Raw genomic sequence first — 16,833 nt, 5'->3', positions numbered from 1 at the left:
ATTCTCTCTCTGCATGCGGTGTATCTCTCCGCCGCCTCTCGCCCAGCCCTCCTCGCCAGCATGATGAACATCGATTTTACCTATTTTCATCAAAAGAGAACGGGTGGAAATAACCCTCGGATGAGGTTCAATAATTCCACCTGGATCGCACTTTTGGCATCCCTCCCCCCCCTCAATTGATCTAGCGCAACTCCCACGGGGATAAATAATTATCCATTTTACCCATTTGGTATTATCCCCCCGAGCAATTGCATAAACACCGATTTATATGCAGCCATAACAATGGATCGGCCTGCCATGCCCGTCGATGATGAGCACAGATGTCCACACCAAGATGGAACGGTCAGGCCCGACATGGACTTTTATCTGGGAGTGATGACCGTGGGTTCATATGACAAGCTATTTCGACCAGGGCTGGCAGCCCTGCTGCTGACCGCCCTGCTGGGTGCAGGCAGTCTGGCACAGGCGGCCGATGAGGCACAAAGCAAGGGCAAGATCGAGGCGCGCAGCGAGCTGTTCGCCAAGGATCACGCCGATCAGTTCACCAGCTGGAAAGGCACCAGCGAGAGCAAGGAACGCACCGACGCCCTGGCGGAAGATCCGCAGATGGTGGTGCTCTGGGCCGGCTACCCCTTCTCCAAGGATTACAACAAGCCACGCGGCCACTTCTATGCGCTGACCGACGTGCGGGAAACCCTGCGTACCGGCGCCCCCAAGACCGCCGAAGACGGTCCGCTGCCCATGGCCTGCTGGAGTTGCAAAGGCCCGGACGTGGCCCGCGTCATCGACGAGAAGGGTGAGGATGGCTACTTCAAGGGCATGTGGGCAAAAGGCGGCCCCGAGATCGTCAACACCATCGGCTGCGCCGACTGCCACGACACCGCCTCGAAAGAGTTCAAGGAGGGCAAACCCGCCCTGCACCTCTCCCGTCCCTATGCTGACCGGGCCATGACCGCCATCGGCAAGCCGTTCAAGGAGCAGGGGCGCTTCGATCAGCAGTCTCAGGTGTGCGGCCAGTGCCACGTGGAGTACTACTTCAGCGGCCCGACCAAGGCGGTGAAATTCCCCTGGGACAAGGGCACCACAGTGGAGCAGATGGAGCAGTATTACGATGAAATAGGCTTTGCCGACTGGACCCATGCCCTCTCCAAGACCCCCATGCTCAAAGCCCAGCACCCCGAGTACGAGACTTGGCGCGCCGGCATTCACGGCCAGAACAACGTCGCCTGCGTCGACTGCCACATGCCCAAGGTGCAGAACGAACAGGGCAAGGTCTACACCGATCACAAGGTAGGCAACCCCTTCGATCGCTTCGAGCAGACCTGCCGCAACTGCCACACCCAGAGCAAAGAGATGCTGCAAGGGGTGGTCAAGCAGCGCAAGGATGCCATTCACGATCTCAAGCTCAAAGTCGAGAAGCAGCTGGTGCACGCCCACTTTGAAGCCAAGGCCGCCTGGGATGCCGGCACCACCGAGGCCGAGATGAAGGACATTCTGCAGGACATCCGTCACGCCCAATGGCGCTGGGACTTCTCCATCGCCTCCCACGGGGTGCAGATGCACGCCCCGGAAGTGGCGCTGCGCATGCTGGGAACCGCCCTGGACAAGGCCGCCGACGCCCGCACCAAGCTGGCACGCCTGCTGGCCGCCAAGGGGATCAGCCACGAGATCGCCATTCCTGACATCTCCAGCAAGGAGAAGGCCCAGGCCGCTCTTGGCATGGACATGCAGCAGATGAACAGCGACAAGGCCCAGTTCCTCAAGACCACTGTCCCCGCCTGGGATGCCGAGGCCAAAGCGGCCGGACGGCTCGCACAATGACGAGGCATGCGGGCCTGCAGTGTCGGGCCCGCAGCCGGATGGAGGCTTCCTATGGGTGATTTAACAATGGATTTCTTACGACTGATGCTGATGGCAGCCATGCTGCTGACCAGCCTGCAGGGCCAGGCCGCCGATGCGGCCGGCGCGCCTGCGGCCCTCCCTGCCACACCTGTCTCTGCCACACACGAGGTGGAGTTTTTGCGCAATCCCGATGCCGCCTGTACCGACTGCCACAAGGAGCAGGCATACGGCATGCACGGCAAGCACGGTCAGGCGACCAACCCCAACAACCTGGCGCCGGTCACCTGCACCAACTGCCATGGTCAGCCCTCCCCCAAACACCGGGAAGGGGTCAAGGATGTGATGCGCTTTAGCGACAGCTTCAAGGACAAACAGAGTACCGAGAGCTACCCCATCGCCGAGCAGAACGGGGTCTGCATGAGCTGTCACGAACCCAAACCGCTGCGCGAGGCGCTCTGGGCCCACGACGTGCACGCCACCAAGCTCACCTGCACCAGCTGCCACCAGCTGCACCCGGCCAAGGAGCCCATGGTGGCGATTCCGGAGAAGTCCCGCATCAAGCTCTGCGTCGACTGCCACAGCAAGCAGCATGAGGTCGTCAAGGCGGCCAAGGCGAACACCACCTCGGGCAAGGAGGTACCATGAGCTGCTCTCGCCGTCACTTCATGGCGGGGATGAGTGCGGGGGCCCTCATCATGATGACAGGGCCGACTCGCACCCTTGCCACCCCCCTCGCCCACAGCCAGACCATCGACGGGGTGCGCTTTGGCATGCTCCACGACGAGACGGCCTGTATCGGCTGTACCGCCTGCATGGATGCCTGCCGGGAGGTGAATCAGGTGCCAGAGGGGGTCTCGCGCCTCGAGATCATCCGCTCCGGCCCCATTGGTACCTTCCCCGATGCCGAGTACCACTTCTTTCGCAAATCCTGCCAGCACTGCGACAACGCTCCCTGCGTGCACGTCTGCCCGACCGGTGCCTCACATATCCGCAAGGAGGATGGCATCGTCGACGTCAACCCGGATCTCTGCGTCGGCTGCATGTACTGTCTGGCCGCCTGCCCCTATCAGGTGCGCTTTATCAACCCTGTGACCAAGGTTGCCGACAAGTGCGACTTTTGCCGCAAGACCAACCTGGCGGCGGGCAAGGAGCCGGCGTGCGTGGAGTCCTGCCCCACCAAGGCGCTGGTGTTCGGCAATCTGGATGACCCGGACAGCCCCATCGCCAAACGGCTGGTGAAGGAGACCACCTATCGCTACAAGCAGGCACTCGGCACTTCGCCCAAGATGTACCGCGTGCCCAAAGGGGAGATAAAGTCATGACGATGCAAGAGGCGTTTCACTTCCCCTCCCTTGTCTGGGGATTTGTCCGATCGCCATCTACCGCAGTAACAGAAGGAGGAATGGATCATGTTGCATGACGCATTTCACTTCCCTTCACTGGTCTGGGACTGGCCAATCGCCATCTATCTCTTTCTGCTCGGCATCTCCGCCGGGGCCACCAGCCTCTCGGTGCTGCTGCGCCGCAAGGGAGCCGGCAGCGAGAGCGGCATCATCAAGGCGACCGCCATTCTGGCGCCGGTGAGCGTGGTGCTGGGGTTACTGATCCTCATCTTCCACCTGGCCCGCCCCTGGACCTTCTGGAAGCTGATGTTCCACTACCAGTTCGACTCCGTGATGTCGATGGGGGTCATGCTGTTTCAGGTCTACATGGCGGTGCTGTTTGCCTGGCTGGCGGTGGTATTTCGGGCCGAGATCGAGACCTTGCGCAGTCACCTGCTGCAAGAGAAGTTCGCCTTTGTGGATGGTCTCATCGCTTGGCTCGCCCGCATCGAGCGGCTGCTGGCGCCGCTCTTGCTGCTGCTCGCCGTGCTCTTGGGGGCCTACACCGGCTTTCTGCTGTCGGCGCTCAAGACCTATCCGCTGTTGAACAACCCGGTGCTGCCGGTGCTGTTCCTCATCTCCGGCGTCAGCTCCGGCATCGCTTCCACCATCTTGCTGGCGGTCACCCTGTTCAAGGAGAACCATCACAGCCAGGGGGTGAGCTTTGTCCACCGCTTCGAGCGGCCGGTGCTGGCGGTGGAGGTGTTGCTGCTGGTCTGCTTCTTTACCGGCCTCTACTTCGGTGGCGGCCAGAAGGAGGCAGCCATGTGGGCCGCCATCGGCAGCGGCTTCTGGGCTCAGGTGTTCTGGCTCGGGGTGGTGGGCATCGGCATGCTGCTGCCCCAGTTGCTGGCCCTGCTGGCCCCCGCGCCGCTGCGGGCCAAAAACGGCTATCTGGTACTGGTCTGCAGCCTGACCCTGGTGGGGATCCTGCTGCTGCGCTACTTCGTGCTTTATGCCGGCCAGATGACGGTAGTTTAAAAACCGGTTCACGCTCCTGTTGCGAGGCCGTGATCAAGGCTCATGTGCTGCTCGGAATCCTCATGTATTAACATACACTCCGGTTCCTGCGCTGCTCTTTACCTTGCTGACGACCTCTCACGACGGATCGTGAATCGGTTATTGAAAGCTGGGGATAAGCGCCAGCCGCCCTTCGGGTGACTGGCGCTTATTTGTTGCGATGAGTTGTTGCGATGGATTGTTGCCAGAAATGTGGATGTTATCCCCCAGCGCCGGTACGGTGCAGACGCTGCGGCATAACATAGACGAATGATTGACTGGAGGTTGTGTGCTGGCGGAGCTCGGCTATCTCTCACTGTTGCTGGCGACCGGGCTCGCCCTGCTGCAAGGGCTGCTGCCCTGGCTGGGATTGCGGCTCGCCTCACGCCCGCTGCTGGGCTGCGCAGCACCGCTGGCCCTCCTGGTCGCGCTCCTGTTGGTGGCAGCCCTGCTGCTGCTCGCCAGCTGTTTTGGCCAGGATGACTTTACCCTGGTCTATGTGGCCCAGCACGCCAACAGCGCCCTGCCCATGGGTTTCAAGCTGGCGGCCGTGTGGGGCGGCCACGAGGGCTCCATGCTGTTCTTCGTCTTTGCGCTGGGGCTGTGGGGCGCCCTGGTGGCCCTTTGCTCCAGGCGGGTCGATCCGCTGATCACAACCCGGGTATTGGCCATCATGGGGCTGATCGTCGGGCTGTTTGGCCTCTATACCCTGATCTTCTCCAGCCCGTTTGACCGCCAGTTCCCAGGGCCGCTGGAGGGGCGCGATCTCAACCCCATGCTGCAGGATATCGGCCTTATCATCCACCCCCCCTGCTCTATCTCGGTTACGTCGGCTTTGCGGTCAACTTCGCCTTCGCCATGGCGGCGCTGCACTCGGGTCGGCTCGATGGCGCCGTGGCCCACTGGAGCCGCCCCTGGGCGCTCGGCTCCTGGGTGTTTCTCACCGCCGGCATCGTGCTGGGCTCCTGGTGGGCCTATTACGAGCTCGGCTGGGGCGGCTGGTGGTTCTGGGATCCGGTGGAAAATGCCTCTCTCTTACCCTGGCTGCTCGGTACCGCCCTGCTGCACGCCCTGGTGGTGTGCGAGAAGCGCGGCGCTTACGGCCACGCCGTGCTGCTGCTCTCCATCTTCACCTTTTCGCTGAGCCTGCTCGGCACCTTCGTGGTGCGCTCCGGGGTGCTCACCTCGGTGCACGCCTTTGCGGTGGACCCCAGCCGCGGCCTCACCCTCTTGTTGCTGCTCGGTTTGCTATTGACCTGCGCCCTCACCCTGTTTGCCCTGCGGGCGGACATTCGCGCCCCCTATGCCCGCTTTGGCCTGCTGTCAAAAGAGGGGCTGCTCGGCGCCGCCATCCTGCTGCTCAGCGTGGCCTGCGCCAGCGTGCTGCTCGGCACCTTCTACCCCATGGTGTTCCAGTCGCTCCATCTGGGCTCGCTCTCGGTGGGCGCCCCCTATTTCAATACCATCTTCGTGCCGCTGGCCCTCTGCCTGATGGCGCTGATGACCCAGCTGCCGCGCCTGCGCTGGCAGCATCTGGCAGCCCAGCGCCGCATCAAGGTGCTGCTCCCATGCCTGTTCGGCCTGCTGGGGGGCGCCTTGCTGAGCCTCGCCTATCCCGAGCCGCTGCGGGGCGGTTGGCTCGGGCTCGCGGCCAACGTGCTGAGCCTCTGGCTGATGGCCAGCCTGCTGCTCCCGCTCTTGCAGCCGACGTCGCGGCACGAGCTCACCCTCAATCGGTTCGGCAGCCTGCTGGCCCACCTCGGGGTGGCGGTGTGCGCCCTCGGCATTGCGCAGGTGAATCACCACAGTCAGGAGGGGGGCGCCGTGCTCGCCGCAGGCCAGCCCTATCGGCTCGGCGCCTTCGAGTTTCGCTATGAGGGGAGCGAGCCGATCATCGGCCCCAACTACACCGCCGAGCGCATCACGCTTAGCGTGCATAAGGACGGTAAAGAGGTGGCGCGGCTGACGCCGGAGCGGCGTCACTACAGCGTGCGCACCATGAACATGAACGAACCCGGGATCAAATGGGGAATGCTCGGCGATCTCTACGTGGTGCTTGGCGAAAAGATGGGGCCAGGCGCCTATGCCATGCGGCTGCACCATAAGCCGCTGGTGCGCTGGATCTGGCTCGGCGGCCTGCTGATGATGGCGGGCGGCGCCCTGCGCCTGCTTGCCCGCCGGCCGCTGCTGGCTAGCCATCCTGCGCCAGCTGCCGCCCCCTGCCCTCGGCTTGAACAGGAGACCTTATGAACGCCCGTCTGCGCCTGTTCGTGCCACTCGTGCTCACCCTGGGGCTCGGTGCCCTGCTCTGGCTCGGCCTTGGCAACAACCCCTACAGCCAGGATGAGGCCGTCGCAGGGCGCACCCTGCCCGCGTGGCAGAGTGACGATCTGTTTGGCGGCGCCCCCATCCACACCGCGGCGCTCAAGGGGGAGCCCTTCGTGCTCAACGTCTGGGCCAGCTGGTGCCCCAACTGCCGCGCCGAGCATCCGCTGCTGGGTGAGCTGGCCAGCGCCGTGCCCCTCTATGGCCTCAACTACCGGGACAAGGGCGATGCCGCCCGCGCCTGGCTCACCGAGGCGGGCAACCCCTATCGCGCCGTGCTGACCGACCCCGACGGCCGACTCGCGCTGGAGCTCGGCGTCTACGGCACGCCGGAGACCTATCTCTTCGCCGGCGACGGCACCCTGCTGACCCGCCACACGGGTGAGCTCACCCGGGACATCTGGCAACGCCAGTTTGCCCCCCTGCTTGCAAAGGCACGCAGCAACACCGCTAGCCAGCCCGAAGTGGAAAGAGAAGTAGAGAGAGAAGTGCAGGAGAGCAAGCCATGAGCCGTCTCGGCCACGCCCTGATAGCGCAGCTCTTGCTGGCCTTGAGCCTCGGGGCCCTTGCCAGCGGGGTCGACACCTATGAGTTTCGCCACCCCGAGCGGCAGACCCGTGCTCAGGAGCTGGCCCGCTCCCTGCGCTGCCCCCAGTGCCAGAACCAGAATCTGGTGGAGTCCAACTCCCCCATTGCCCGGGATCTGCGGCTCGAGGTCTACCGCTGGGTGGACGAGGGACAGTCTGATGAGCAGGTGATCGCCCGCATGACGGAACGATTCGGCGATTTCGTGCGCTACGATCCCCCCTTCAAGGCCAGCACGGCGCTGCTGTGGGGGGGGCCCGCCCTCTTGCTGTTGCTGGCGCTCAATCGCCTGCGCAGGAGCCTGCATCGCCGGCAACCGGCGCGGGTGCCGCTTGTCGGCGACAGAGCAGAGGGGATGCTCGCCCACGACCCCAGAGCCGAGCTGAACCGGCTGATCATGGCCGAGCAGCAGGCGGGGCTTGCCCCCCACAGCCGCCTCTACCGGGAGCTGGAGCTGGCTCGCCTCGCCAACGCCACCCCACCTGCCGAACAGGCCCTGCGCGAGCGGCTGGCCAAGGACCGCACCGCCCGTCCGCTGCTCTGGCTGCGCTCCTGGATACTGCTTGGAACCCTGCTGCTGGCGCTGATGGCCGGTATTTATGCCAGCACCGGCCGCTATCAGGCGTGGCAGGCTTATCAGTCGCGCCCCGATCCGCTGGCGGGATTGAGCCCGCGGGATCTGCAAGACAAGGCGCTGGGCGCCCTGCACCAGCGCCTGCAAGCCAACCCCGCCGATCTCGACGGCTGGGCGGCGCTCGGCCAGCTCTATCTCTATCGGGACGAGTACGCCAACGCCCTGCTTGCCTACCAGCGTCTCGCCCTGCAAGAAGGGGGCGCCAGCGCGGCGACCCAGGCCGCCCAGGCTACCGTGCTCTACTACCAGGCAGGCCAGCAGCTCACCCCGGAGGCGCTGCGTCTGCTTGATAGCGCGCTCAAGCAGGACAAGGGCGAGGTGAGCGCCCTGATGCTGCTCGCCTCCGATCACTTCCTGCACGGCCGCTACTCCCAGGCCATCGCCCTCTGGCAGCAGTTGCTGGACGAGGAGCGTCCCCGCATCAACCGGGCCGCACTGATCGAGGCCATTCAGACCGCGCGGATGATGGGAGGATGAAGCGGGGCAAAACGGCGATAATGCAGCGGGCCATCTTCCCTGCCGGGCGCCGTTTTTATCGCCATGGTCGCCATGAACAACCTTTTCATCATCCCAAGGCGCCGAAAGGTGCAAAAAGAGTCGTCATCCCGCCCCTCGCCAGCATATAGTGCGCCCCCGTAGTGGCGTGTCTGGCATGGCCTGACAGGCCTCTATGACTCCCTTTTTCGGGCCCAATAGCCCCGATGCGGGGGATTTCAAGGTGCGCTGGCCCATAAAATGGAAATATCCGGCCACCAGACGTTGTGAAGCGTCAATTACCGTCATATAACTTAGCCAAATGTCCCTGTGAGTCGTAGTAGAGTCAAACCATGAACCTTCGTCCTTTTCTTCCCTTGCTGCTCGGCGCCTTCCTTCTTCCCGCCAGCATGGAAAGCGCCCATGCCAACCCGTTTTCTGCGACCTCTTCTTCCACCAACAGCCTGCTCGAACCCCGCAGCAACCTGCCGCTGAGATCCGATGCCTACGTGGTCGTCAACCCGAAAACCGGCGAGACACTGGCAGAGCGCAACGCCAACCGGGTGATGTCCATCGCCTCCATCACCAAGCTGATGACAGCGCTGGTGGTACTGGATGGCAATCAGCGCCTCAACGAGACCCTCACCGTCACCATGGATGACGTGGACAGACTCAAGGGCACCGGGTCGCGCCTCGCGGTGGGCTCGCGTCTGAGTCGCGCCGACATGCTGCACATCGCCCTGATGTCGTCTGAAAACCGCGCCGCCTCCGCCTTGGGACGGCACTACCCGGGTGGTCGCAAAGCCTTTATCGAAGCAATGAATGCCAAGGCCCGCATGCTCGGCATGTGGAGCACTCATTTCGCCGACAGCACCGGGCTCAACCCCCGCAACGTCTCCACCGCACACGATCTCGCCAAACTGGCTGCTGCCGCATCCACCTACCCGCTGATCCGCCAGTACACCGCCTCCGAGCAGCGTCTGGTACGCAACGGCAAGCGCCAGCTGCACTACCTCAACTCCAACCGCCTGGTACGGGAAGGAAGCTGGCCCATTCTGGTCTCCAAGACCGGTTATATCCGCGAGGCGGGGCGCTGCCTGGTGATGGGAACCCGGGTCAACAACGAGCCCGTGGTCATGGTGCTGCTTCACGCCAACACCACGGATGAACGGGTCGCCGATGCCAGAAAGATCAAGAGCTGGCTGGAAACCTCGGGCCGCATGACCCTGACGGCGCAGTCCACTCCCCAGCCCAGGCTCTTCAGCAGCCAGTAACGGCTACGAGAACAAGGGCCCCCGAACCGGCAGGTGCGGGGGCCTTTTTCATGAGTGGCAATCACCCCCTATTGCCTCTTTCTGCTCCCCCAGTGATCCCGACCGTATGGTGCTTCGTTAAGGAGGCAGAGAGAAACCAAGGGCATCAACAGGGCCGCCACATGCACCTCAAACCCCATCTACCCGAGAAGATCTGTCCCGTCTGCCTGCGTCCTTTTGCCTGGCGGCGCAAGTGGGCCCGCTGCTGGCAGGAAGTGCGCTATTGCAGCGAACGCTGCCGTCGTCGGAAGGAGCACCCCTGATGGAGCTGCGCCTCATTCTCGGGGATCAACTGAACGCAGGTCACAGCTGGTTTCGCACGCCGGATCCCGCGGTCTGCTACCTGATGGCGGAGCTGCGCCAGGAGACGGACTACTGCCGCCACCATCGCCAGAAGGTGCTCGCCTTCTTTGCCGCCATGCGCGCCTTCGCCGCCGCTCTCACCAAGGCGGGCCACCGGGTCTGCTACCTGACTCTCGATGAGAGCGCCCCCTGGCCCGATTTGCCGAGCTTGCTGGCAGCCCAGCTCGAAACGCATCAGGCAGAGCGCTTCGCCTGGCAGAGCCCGGACGAGTGGCGCCTTGCAAGCCAGCTGACCCAGTGGGCCTCAGGCCTTGCCATCCCGACCGCTGAGGTGGACAGCGAACATTTTCTCACCCCCCGCGATGGCTGGCGACGCTACCCTCACAGCCGGATGGAGTTCTTCTACCGCGCCCTGCGAAAGCAGTACCGGGTGTTGCTCGATGAGCGCGGCCAGCCCCTTGGGGGGCGCTGGAACTTCGATGCCGAGAATCGCGCCAAATTGCCGGCGAGCCAACCCATCCCGGCGCCCCTCACCTTTGCCAACGAGGTGAGCGACATCGATGCCATGCTGACCCACCACGGCGTCGCCACCCTTGGCAGTGCCGATGCCGACGCCCTGCCCTGGCCCGTCACCCGGCGCCAGAGCCGCGCACTGCTTGAACACTTCCTTGCACACTGCCTGCCCCACTTCGGTCGCTATCAGGACGCCCTGAGCGAACGGGGCTGGAGCCTGTTCCACAGCCGCTTGTCGTTTTCCATGAACAGCAAGATGCTCCATCCCCTCGAGGTGATCCGCGCTGCGCAAGCTCACTGGCAGGCCAATCAGGCCACCATTTCCCTGGCGCAGGTGGAGGGGTTCATCCGCCAGATCCTCGGCTGGCGCGAGTTTGTCCGCGCCCTCTACTGGGAAAAGATGCCCGAGTATCGGCGCACCAACTTTCTCGGGGCCGAGCGACCACTGCCCGGTTTTTTCTGGAATGGAGAAACCAGCATGGCCTGCGTGCGTCACGCCATTCGACAGTCTCTGGAGCACGCCTATGCCCACCATATCCAGCGGCTGATGGTGACCGGCAACTTCGCCCTGCTGGCGGGGATCCACCCTGACAAGGTGGATGCCTGGTATCTGGGTATCTATGTGGATGCCATCGAGTGGGTGGAACTGCCCAACACCCGCGGCATGAGCCAGTTTGCCGATGGCGGCCTGATGGGCAGCAAGCCCTACGCCAGCAGCGGCGCCTATCTCGAGCGGATGGGCCACTACTGCAAGGGGTGTCACTATCAGGTGAAGGCCCGCAGCGGGCCGGACAGCTGCCCCTTCAACAGCCTCTATTGGCACTTTCTCTGGCGCAACCGGGACAAACTTGGCAACAACCCTCGCCTCGCCCTGCCCTATGCCAACTGGGATGGCCAAACCACAGAACAGCAGCGAGCCATCCTGACGACGGCAGAGCATCATCTGCTCCACCTGGAGCGGCTCTGAATCGACCGGATTTCATGCCAGAAAGTGAGCAAATGACAACATTGAGAGCCAGTTAACAAAATGTGAATAGCGATAACCACCAATGACATCGACACCAGTTGAATATCCTGTGGCGGCTGATTAAGGTGGAGGCCCCAGTCAAGGAGAGACAAGATGGACATAGTGGTACTCGGTGGTGGCGTGGTCGGTGTGACCAGCGCCTGGTATCTGGCCAAGGCCGGTCACAAAGTGACCCTGCTGGAGCGGCGTGACGGGGTGGCCCTTGAAACCAGCCATGCCAACGCGGGTCAGATCTCCCCGGGTTATGCTTCCCCCTGGGCTGCCCCCGGCATTCCCCTCAAGGCCGCCAAATGGCTGCTGCAAAAGCACGCCCCCTTCACGGTGCGGCCCACCTCGGACCCCTTCCAGCTGCGCTGGATGCTGAAGATGTTCGCCAACTGCACGCCGGCGGCCTATGCGGTCAACAAGGGGCGCATGGTACGGCTGGCCGAATACAGCCGCGACTGCATGAAGCAGTTGCGGGGCGAGCTGGCGCTCGACTACGAAGGGCGCCAGCTCGGCACCCTGCAACTGTTTCGCAGTCAGGCCCAGCTCGATGCCAGCCAGCGCGATATCGCCGTGCTCGAGGAGTACGGCGTCCCCTATCAGTCTCTGAATGCCGACGGCTGCGAGGAGGTCGAGCCCGCCCTGGCAAGGGTGCGTGGCAAGGTGGTGGGGGGTCTGCGCCTGCCGGGAGATGAAACCGGTGACTGTTTCCGCTTCACCCAGGCCCTGGCGGACGAGGCCCGCAAGCTCGGGGTGAGCTTCGTCTTCAACTGCGCCATCGACGAGGTCGAGATCGCGAAGGGACGCGCCGTGGCGGTCCGTGCCGGCGAGCAGCGCTTCCAGGCCGACGCCATCGTCTGTGCCCTCGGCAGTTATGGCACCGGCTTCCTGCGCCCCCTCGGTATTGAGCTCCCCGTCTACCCGGTCAAGGGCTACTCCCTCACCCTGCCGATGACGAATGCCGAGGGTGCCCCGCGCAGCACTGTGCTGGACGAGACCTACAAGGTCGCCATCACCCGCTTCGACGAACGGATCCGGGTGGGCGGCATGGCCGAACTCTCGGGCTTCAACCTGGCGCTCAACCCCAGACGCCACGATACCCTGGCCATGGTGGTGCGGGATCTCTTCCCCCAGGGGGGAAATCTGGAGCAGGCCACCTTCTGGACCGGGCTGCGCCCCATGACGCCGGACGGCACGCCCCTGGTGGGCCCAAGCCCCATTCCCGGGCTCTGGCTCAATACCGGCCACGGTACCCTGGGCTGGACCATGGCGGCCGGATCGGGCCAGTTGCTCAGCGATCTCATCTCGGGCAATACCCCGGATATCAGCGACGAGGGGCTCACCCTGGCCCGCTACGGCTAGCCCGCTGGGCGCAATGCCAGATGCAAGAGAGGGAGTGCCCGGCACTCCCTCTCTTTATTCGTCCCTCTTCGCCGGAACTGGGCCAGCCGGTGCCAGCCCCGGCATCGACTGCCAGACCCGGGCGGGGTCAGGCTCCTCAATGGCCGCCATCATCAGCTGCTCGCTCCAGCGTCTATGGAGTTGCCACAGCGCGCTGCCCGCCTCCCCCTGCCCCTTGGTACACTGCTTGGCCACGTCCGCGGTCCGGTAGAAGTAGCGCACCAGGGTGGTGAGCTCGGGCTCGGGCCAGCGGCAGCCAAAGTGGCGCAGCCGCTCGGACCAGAACGCAATCTGGCGTCCCTCGTGCTCCTGCTCGACCCCGTGCAGGGCGGGGATGAGATCCATCGCCTGCCACAGCGCCCCATACCCGACGAAGCGTTCATCCAGTGCCTCCAGCGCCTCGTCCAGCAGCAGCAGGGTCTGGGGCCAGCTGTCGGCCTGCTCGCGGATGCGCTCCTGCGCCTCGCACACCGCCGCCAGCCAGTCCATGGCCAGCCGGCAGATAATGGCCTCCTTGTTGGGGTAGAGATGGTAGAGCGACTTGATGCCCACCCCGGCGCGGGCGGCGATGGCATTGGTGTTGAGGGCCGCAAACCCCTGCTCCTGCAACAGGGCCAGGGTGGCCTGCTCGATGCGGCTCGCCACCTCCTGGCTGCGCAGTTGCCTGGGTTGGCGCCGCATGCAAAGTTCGGCCGGCAGCACGTGTTGTGACATTCTCTTCCCCCGATGCGGTGTCCGCCCCCAAGGGGCAACTGGTGTTCATAACTACATGATGAGACAAGGTAAACACAAGTCAAAAAAAGTGCAGTAATCGCTGGCATTTTTCAGAGTAGCTGCAATAACCATAGGTGCTCATATCTGCAGTAAGAACTGCAATTAACCCAAGGAGAGCGCGCAATGGATAGCAAACACCCCAATCTCAGGCTGGGCACCATCGCCCTGCTGCTAGGTGGCCTGCTCGGCTGCCAGCAAGACAACAGTGAGCCACCGCCCGGCAACACCCTCTATCTCAACGGCAAGATCCACACCCAGGATGGGCAACGCAGCCAGGCCGAGGCCATGGTGGTGCAAGGGGGCAAGTTCACTTACGTGGGCACTCGCGAAGGGGCCGAGGCCTTGAAAAACAGTGCGACCCAGGTGGTGGATCTGCAAGGCAAAATGGTGCTGCCGGGCCTGCACGACAACCACATCCACCTGCTCGGCACCGTGGCGCTGGACATGTGCGATCTGGACGGCCAGAGCGTCAACCTGGATCAGCTGGCGGCCAAGATCGGCGAGTGCCTGCCCCGCTACGCCCCGGCTCCCGGGGAGTGGCTGGTGGTCAACCAGTGGTCGCCCTATGACGGCAACACCCCCACCGCCACCCATGCCACCCTGCTGGCGGCCCTGGATGCGGCGGCGCCGAACAACCCCGTGATGCTGGCCGGGGTCGACGGCCATGCCGGCGGCTACAACTCCCAGGCGCTGGCGCAGGCACAGGACGAAGAGGGCAATGTGGTCGGCTTCAATGCCACCACCCTGGCTCCAGGCGGCGTGTTCGAGGCCTTCATCCCCTATGTGGATCTCGCAACCGGCGTGGTCCGGGACGCGGCCCGCAGCGCCATTGCGGTCCCCGACACCGGGGTGCTGAGCGCGGAGGGTGAACAGGCAGCGGCCCAGTATGACAAGATACTCCCCGCCATCTCGACGCTGATGGCGTCGCGCGGCATCACGGGGGTGCAGGATGCCTGCGCCAACGACTTCATCCGGGGTCGGCTGCGCAAGATGCAGGACCAGGATCTGCTGCACATGCGCGTCACCGCCGCCACCTGCTTCAACCAGGATGACTACAGCGGCAAGCTGGACATCGACGGGCACCTGGCCAAGGCGAACCAGGTGCGCGACGCCTTCGCAGGCAATCCCCTGATCAAGGCCGATGCGGTCAAGATCTTCCTCGACGGCGTGCTGGAGGGGGATCCCTTCACCAGCCCTCCCTTCCTGCCCAATGCCGGCATGCTGGAGAACTACCACAGTCCCCATCTGGCCCTGGATCCCGACAGCGGCGAGGTGAGCATCACTGCGGACAGCGAGGATGGGGGCAGCAACGGCATCGTCAACTACAAGGAGGCGGATCTGGCGCGCTACGTCACGGCGCTGGATGGGGCCGGGTTTGGCATCCACATGCACAGCATCGGCGATCGCAGTACCCGGGTGGCCCTCGATGCCCTGGAGGCGGCCCGCGCCAGCAACGGCAACAGCGGCATTCCCCACACCCTGGCCCACCTGCAGGTAGTGCACCCGGACGATCAGCAGCGCCTCGGCGAGCTGGGTCTCTACCTCACCTTCACCTATGCCTGGACCACGCCCCAGCTTGCCTATGACATGCTGGTCAGCCCCTTCATCCAGCCAACCAAGGCAGGGCAGTCCCTGAGCGAGGCCATCTACGATCCCATGGGCTATCTTCATGACGCCCTCTACCCGGTCGAGCGTTCGCGCCAGGCCGGCGCCGTGCTGGTGGCGGGCAGCGACGCCCCGGTGGACAGCCGGGATCCGCGTCCGTTCGCGAACATGGCCGCCGGCATCGTGCAGGCGGCCGGCAGCGGCGACGACTTTAGGGCCAGTCAGCGCACTTCGCTGGCCGAAATGCTGGCCGCCTACACCATCAACGGCGCCAGGGCGGTGCGTCAGGGCGACATCACCGGCTCCATCGAGGCGGGCAAGTCGGCGGACTTCATCGTGCTGGACAGGGACCTGTTCGCCCTGGTCAAGGCCGGCACCCCGGAACTGATCGCCGATACCCAAGTCGAGCAGACGGTCTTCATGGGGGAGACCGTCTATCCCAGACCCTGAATGACACGGGCCCCGCAAGGGGCCCGTTTCTTATGGCTCATTCTTATTGCTCACAGGCATGCGCCTCCTCCACCTGACCCGGTTGCAGGGCCAGGGTGAACAGGGCCGCCACCATGTCGGACTGGGTGATGATGCCCACCAGCTGCTCCCCTTCCACCACCGGCATATGGTGCAGGCCCCCGTCGGAGAAGGCCTCCACCAGATCATAGAGAGGCTGGTAGCGCCGCGCCGTCTGCACCTCCCGGGTCATCAGATCCGCCACCTGCAGGTGCTCAAGGGTCTCCTTCGCCCTCGGCTGGTGACCCGCCCGGTCGATCATCAGGTCGTGCAGGGTGATGATGCCGACCAGCCTCTCCCCCTCATCCACCACCGGCAGCGCCTTGATCTGGTGGTGGGAGAGCAGATGCCACGCCTCCATGGCGAGCGCCTGTGGCGTCGTCACGACGAGATCCCGCGACATCACATCCTGGCAACGCACCGTCCCCACTCGCCCCCGCAGGGCGTGAAGCTGGGCCTCCTGCAGCAGCTCCTGCAGATCCTGGCGGCTGATGTCCAGCAGTTCCCCGTGTTTTTGCAGGGCAAAGTCGATGTCCTGGGTGGCGAGTCGGGCACTCGGCTGGGGATCCGCCGTCTGGTGGCGATTGGGCGCCGCCTTGCCGCCATGGGGATAACGACGCCCCAGAGCGCGGTTGTAGAGCAAGCCCAGACTCAGCAGCAACAGGGAGTTGAGCAGCACCGGCAGCAGCACGTAGCCGACCCCGAGAGCCCGGATCCCCTCGCCGCCGATGACGGCGGTCAGGGCCACGGCGCCGCCGGGCGGGTGCAGGCTGCGGGTGAGGAACATGGCGGCGATGGCCAGCATCACCGCCAGGGCCGAGGCGATAGCCATGTCCGGCACCAGGCTCGCACTCAATACCCCCATCAGGGCCGACACCCCGTTGCCCACAAGGATGGACCAGGGCTGGGCCAGGGGGCTGGCCGGGGCGGCAAACAGCAGCACGGCGGAGGCCCCCATGGGGGCGATGAGCCAGTGCACCTCGAGCCCCAACCCCCAACGGCACAGCAAGGCGGTGCCGAGCAAGCCGATGAGGGCGCCAAGGGCGCCGTAACAACTCTCTTTGACGCTGGTATTGGTCGATACCGGCAAAAAATCCCTGAACTGCATGGTGCTCCCGCGGACGATAACATTTATTTCAAATGCGCAATTCTAGCCACTTTCCC

General features: G+C 64.2%; 13 protein-coding genes and 1 pseudogene. 12 read left to right on the top strand and 2 right to left on the bottom strand.

All coding sequences use genetic code 11. The features are described 5' to 3' along the window. The first annotated feature begins 375 nt into the window (after nucleotides 1–375). From nrfA to C2U30_RS01705, 11 genes and pseudogenes are all read left to right on the top strand, one after another. Nucleotides 376–1,821 (top strand): ammonia-forming nitrite reductase cytochrome c552 subunit, encoded by a 1,446-nt coding sequence (gene nrfA, locus C2U30_RS01755; RefSeq protein ID WP_103244623.1) that lies wholly within the window; start codon nucleotides 376–378, stop codon nucleotides 1,819–1,821. A 51-nt stretch (nucleotides 1,822–1,872) separates the two neighbouring features. Beyond that, the gene (gene nrfB, locus C2U30_RS01750; RefSeq protein ID WP_103243040.1) at nucleotides 1,873–2,487 is read left to right on the top strand and encodes a cytochrome c nitrite reductase pentaheme subunit; all 615 of its coding nucleotides are present in this window, start codon (nucleotides 1,873–1,875) and stop codon (nucleotides 2,485–2,487) included. After that, nucleotides 2,484–3,164, top strand: a complete 681-nt coding sequence (locus C2U30_RS01745; protein WP_103243039.1) for a 4Fe-4S dicluster domain-containing protein — start codon at nucleotides 2,484–2,486, stop codon at nucleotides 3,162–3,164. Before nrfB ends, C2U30_RS01745 begins: the two co-directional genes overlap by 4 nt. An 87-nt stretch (nucleotides 3,165–3,251) precedes the next feature. Next, nucleotides 3,252–4,205 (top strand): cytochrome c nitrite reductase subunit NrfD, encoded by a 954-nt coding sequence (gene nrfD / locus C2U30_RS01740; RefSeq protein ID WP_103243038.1) that lies wholly within the window; start codon nucleotides 3,252–3,254, stop codon nucleotides 4,203–4,205. 307 nt (nucleotides 4,206–4,512) lie between these two features. Beyond that, a pseudogene (nrfE, locus tag C2U30_RS01735) lies at nucleotides 4,513–6,473 on the top strand (heme lyase NrfEFG subunit NrfE). After that, nucleotides 6,470–7,057, top strand: a complete 588-nt coding sequence (locus C2U30_RS01730; protein ID WP_103243037.1) for a DsbE family thiol:disulfide interchange protein — start codon at nucleotides 6,470–6,472, stop codon at nucleotides 7,055–7,057. The pseudogene nrfE and the gene C2U30_RS01730 overlap by 4 nt, the downstream one beginning before the upstream one ends. Further along, the gene (nrfF, locus tag C2U30_RS01725; RefSeq protein WP_103243036.1) at nucleotides 7,054–8,244 is read left to right on the top strand and encodes a heme lyase NrfEFG subunit NrfF; all 1,191 of its coding nucleotides are present in this window, start codon (nucleotides 7,054–7,056) and stop codon (nucleotides 8,242–8,244) included. Before C2U30_RS01730 ends, nrfF begins: the two co-directional genes overlap by 4 nt. Nucleotides 8,245–8,594: 350 nt before the next feature. Next, entirely contained in the window at nucleotides 8,595–9,515 is a 921-nt protein-coding gene (locus tag C2U30_RS01720; RefSeq protein ID WP_029314613.1) for a serine hydrolase, read from the top strand. A gap of 161 nt (nucleotides 9,516–9,676) precedes the next feature. Then, on the top strand, nucleotides 9,677–9,817 hold the full coding sequence (locus C2U30_RS01715; RefSeq protein WP_080768040.1) for a DUF2256 domain-containing protein: 141 nt from the start codon (nucleotides 9,677–9,679) through the stop codon (nucleotides 9,815–9,817). Then, nucleotides 9,817–11,337: a cryptochrome/photolyase family protein gene (locus tag C2U30_RS01710; RefSeq protein WP_103243035.1), complete on the top strand. Its 1,521-nt coding sequence runs from the start codon at nucleotides 9,817–9,819 to the stop codon at nucleotides 11,335–11,337. Before C2U30_RS01715 ends, C2U30_RS01710 begins: the two co-directional genes overlap by 1 nt. A 153-nt stretch (nucleotides 11,338–11,490) precedes the next feature. Continuing rightward, nucleotides 11,491–12,744: a D-amino acid dehydrogenase gene (locus C2U30_RS01705; RefSeq protein WP_103243034.1), complete on the top strand. Its 1,254-nt coding sequence runs from the start codon at nucleotides 11,491–11,493 to the stop codon at nucleotides 12,742–12,744. A gap of 54 nt (nucleotides 12,745–12,798) precedes the next feature. On the opposite strand, the gene C2U30_RS01700 is transcribed toward C2U30_RS01705, so the two are convergent. Further along, complete coding sequence (locus tag C2U30_RS01700; protein WP_199767332.1) at nucleotides 12,799–13,497, bottom strand: TetR/AcrR family transcriptional regulator; 699 nt, start codon at nucleotides 13,495–13,497, stop codon at nucleotides 12,799–12,801. A gap of 183 nt (nucleotides 13,498–13,680) precedes the next feature. Between C2U30_RS01700 and C2U30_RS01695 the strand changes: the two genes are divergently transcribed. Beyond that, entirely contained in the window at nucleotides 13,681–15,612 is a 1,932-nt protein-coding gene (locus C2U30_RS01695; protein WP_103243033.1) for an amidohydrolase, read from the top strand. A 43-nt stretch (nucleotides 15,613–15,655) separates the two neighbouring features. Here C2U30_RS01695 and C2U30_RS01690 read toward each other — a convergent pair whose 3' ends face one another. Further along, a complete protein-coding gene (locus C2U30_RS01690; RefSeq protein ID WP_103243032.1) occupies nucleotides 15,656–16,777 on the bottom strand; it encodes an HPP family protein in 1,122 nt (373 codons plus the stop codon). Nucleotides 16,778–16,833 lie beyond the last annotated feature (56 nt).

The organism is Aeromonas sp. ASNIH5 (assembly GCF_002902865.1).
GTDB lineage: Bacteria > Pseudomonadota > Gammaproteobacteria > Enterobacterales > Aeromonadaceae > Aeromonas > Aeromonas caviae.
The sequence above is the reverse complement of the archived record's forward strand: the minus strand, read 5'-3'. Positions and strand labels throughout refer to the sequence as shown.

Coding starts and splice junctions, on each gene's coding strand:
- C2U30_RS01700 (WP_199767332.1), bottom strand. CDS start 13,497: ATGTCACAACACGTGCTGCCGGCCGAACTTTGCATGCGGCGCCAACCC.
- C2U30_RS01715 (WP_080768040.1), top strand. CDS start 9,677: ATGCACCTCAAACCCCATCTACCCGAGAAGATCTGTCCCGTCTGCCTG.
- nrfF (WP_103243036.1), top strand. CDS start 7,054: ATGAGCCGTCTCGGCCACGCCCTGATAGCGCAGCTCTTGCTGGCCTTG.
- C2U30_RS01705 (WP_103243034.1), top strand. CDS start 11,491: ATGGACATAGTGGTACTCGGTGGTGGCGTGGTCGGTGTGACCAGCGCC.
- C2U30_RS01695 (WP_103243033.1), top strand. CDS start 13,681: ATGGATAGCAAACACCCCAATCTCAGGCTGGGCACCATCGCCCTGCTG.
- nrfD (WP_103243038.1), top strand. CDS start 3,252: ATGTTGCATGACGCATTTCACTTCCCTTCACTGGTCTGGGACTGGCCA.
- nrfB (WP_103243040.1), top strand. CDS start 1,873: ATGGGTGATTTAACAATGGATTTCTTACGACTGATGCTGATGGCAGCC.
- C2U30_RS01730 (WP_103243037.1), top strand. CDS start 6,470: ATGAACGCCCGTCTGCGCCTGTTCGTGCCACTCGTGCTCACCCTGGGG.
- C2U30_RS01710 (WP_103243035.1), top strand. CDS start 9,817: ATGGAGCTGCGCCTCATTCTCGGGGATCAACTGAACGCAGGTCACAGC.
- C2U30_RS01690 (WP_103243032.1), bottom strand. CDS start 16,777: ATGCAGTTCAGGGATTTTTTGCCGGTATCGACCAATACCAGCGTCAAA.
- C2U30_RS01720 (WP_029314613.1), top strand. CDS start 8,595: ATGAACCTTCGTCCTTTTCTTCCCTTGCTGCTCGGCGCCTTCCTTCTT.
- C2U30_RS01745 (WP_103243039.1), top strand. CDS start 2,484: ATGAGCTGCTCTCGCCGTCACTTCATGGCGGGGATGAGTGCGGGGGCC.
- nrfA (WP_103244623.1), top strand. CDS start 376: ATGACCGTGGGTTCATATGACAAGCTATTTCGACCAGGGCTGGCAGCC.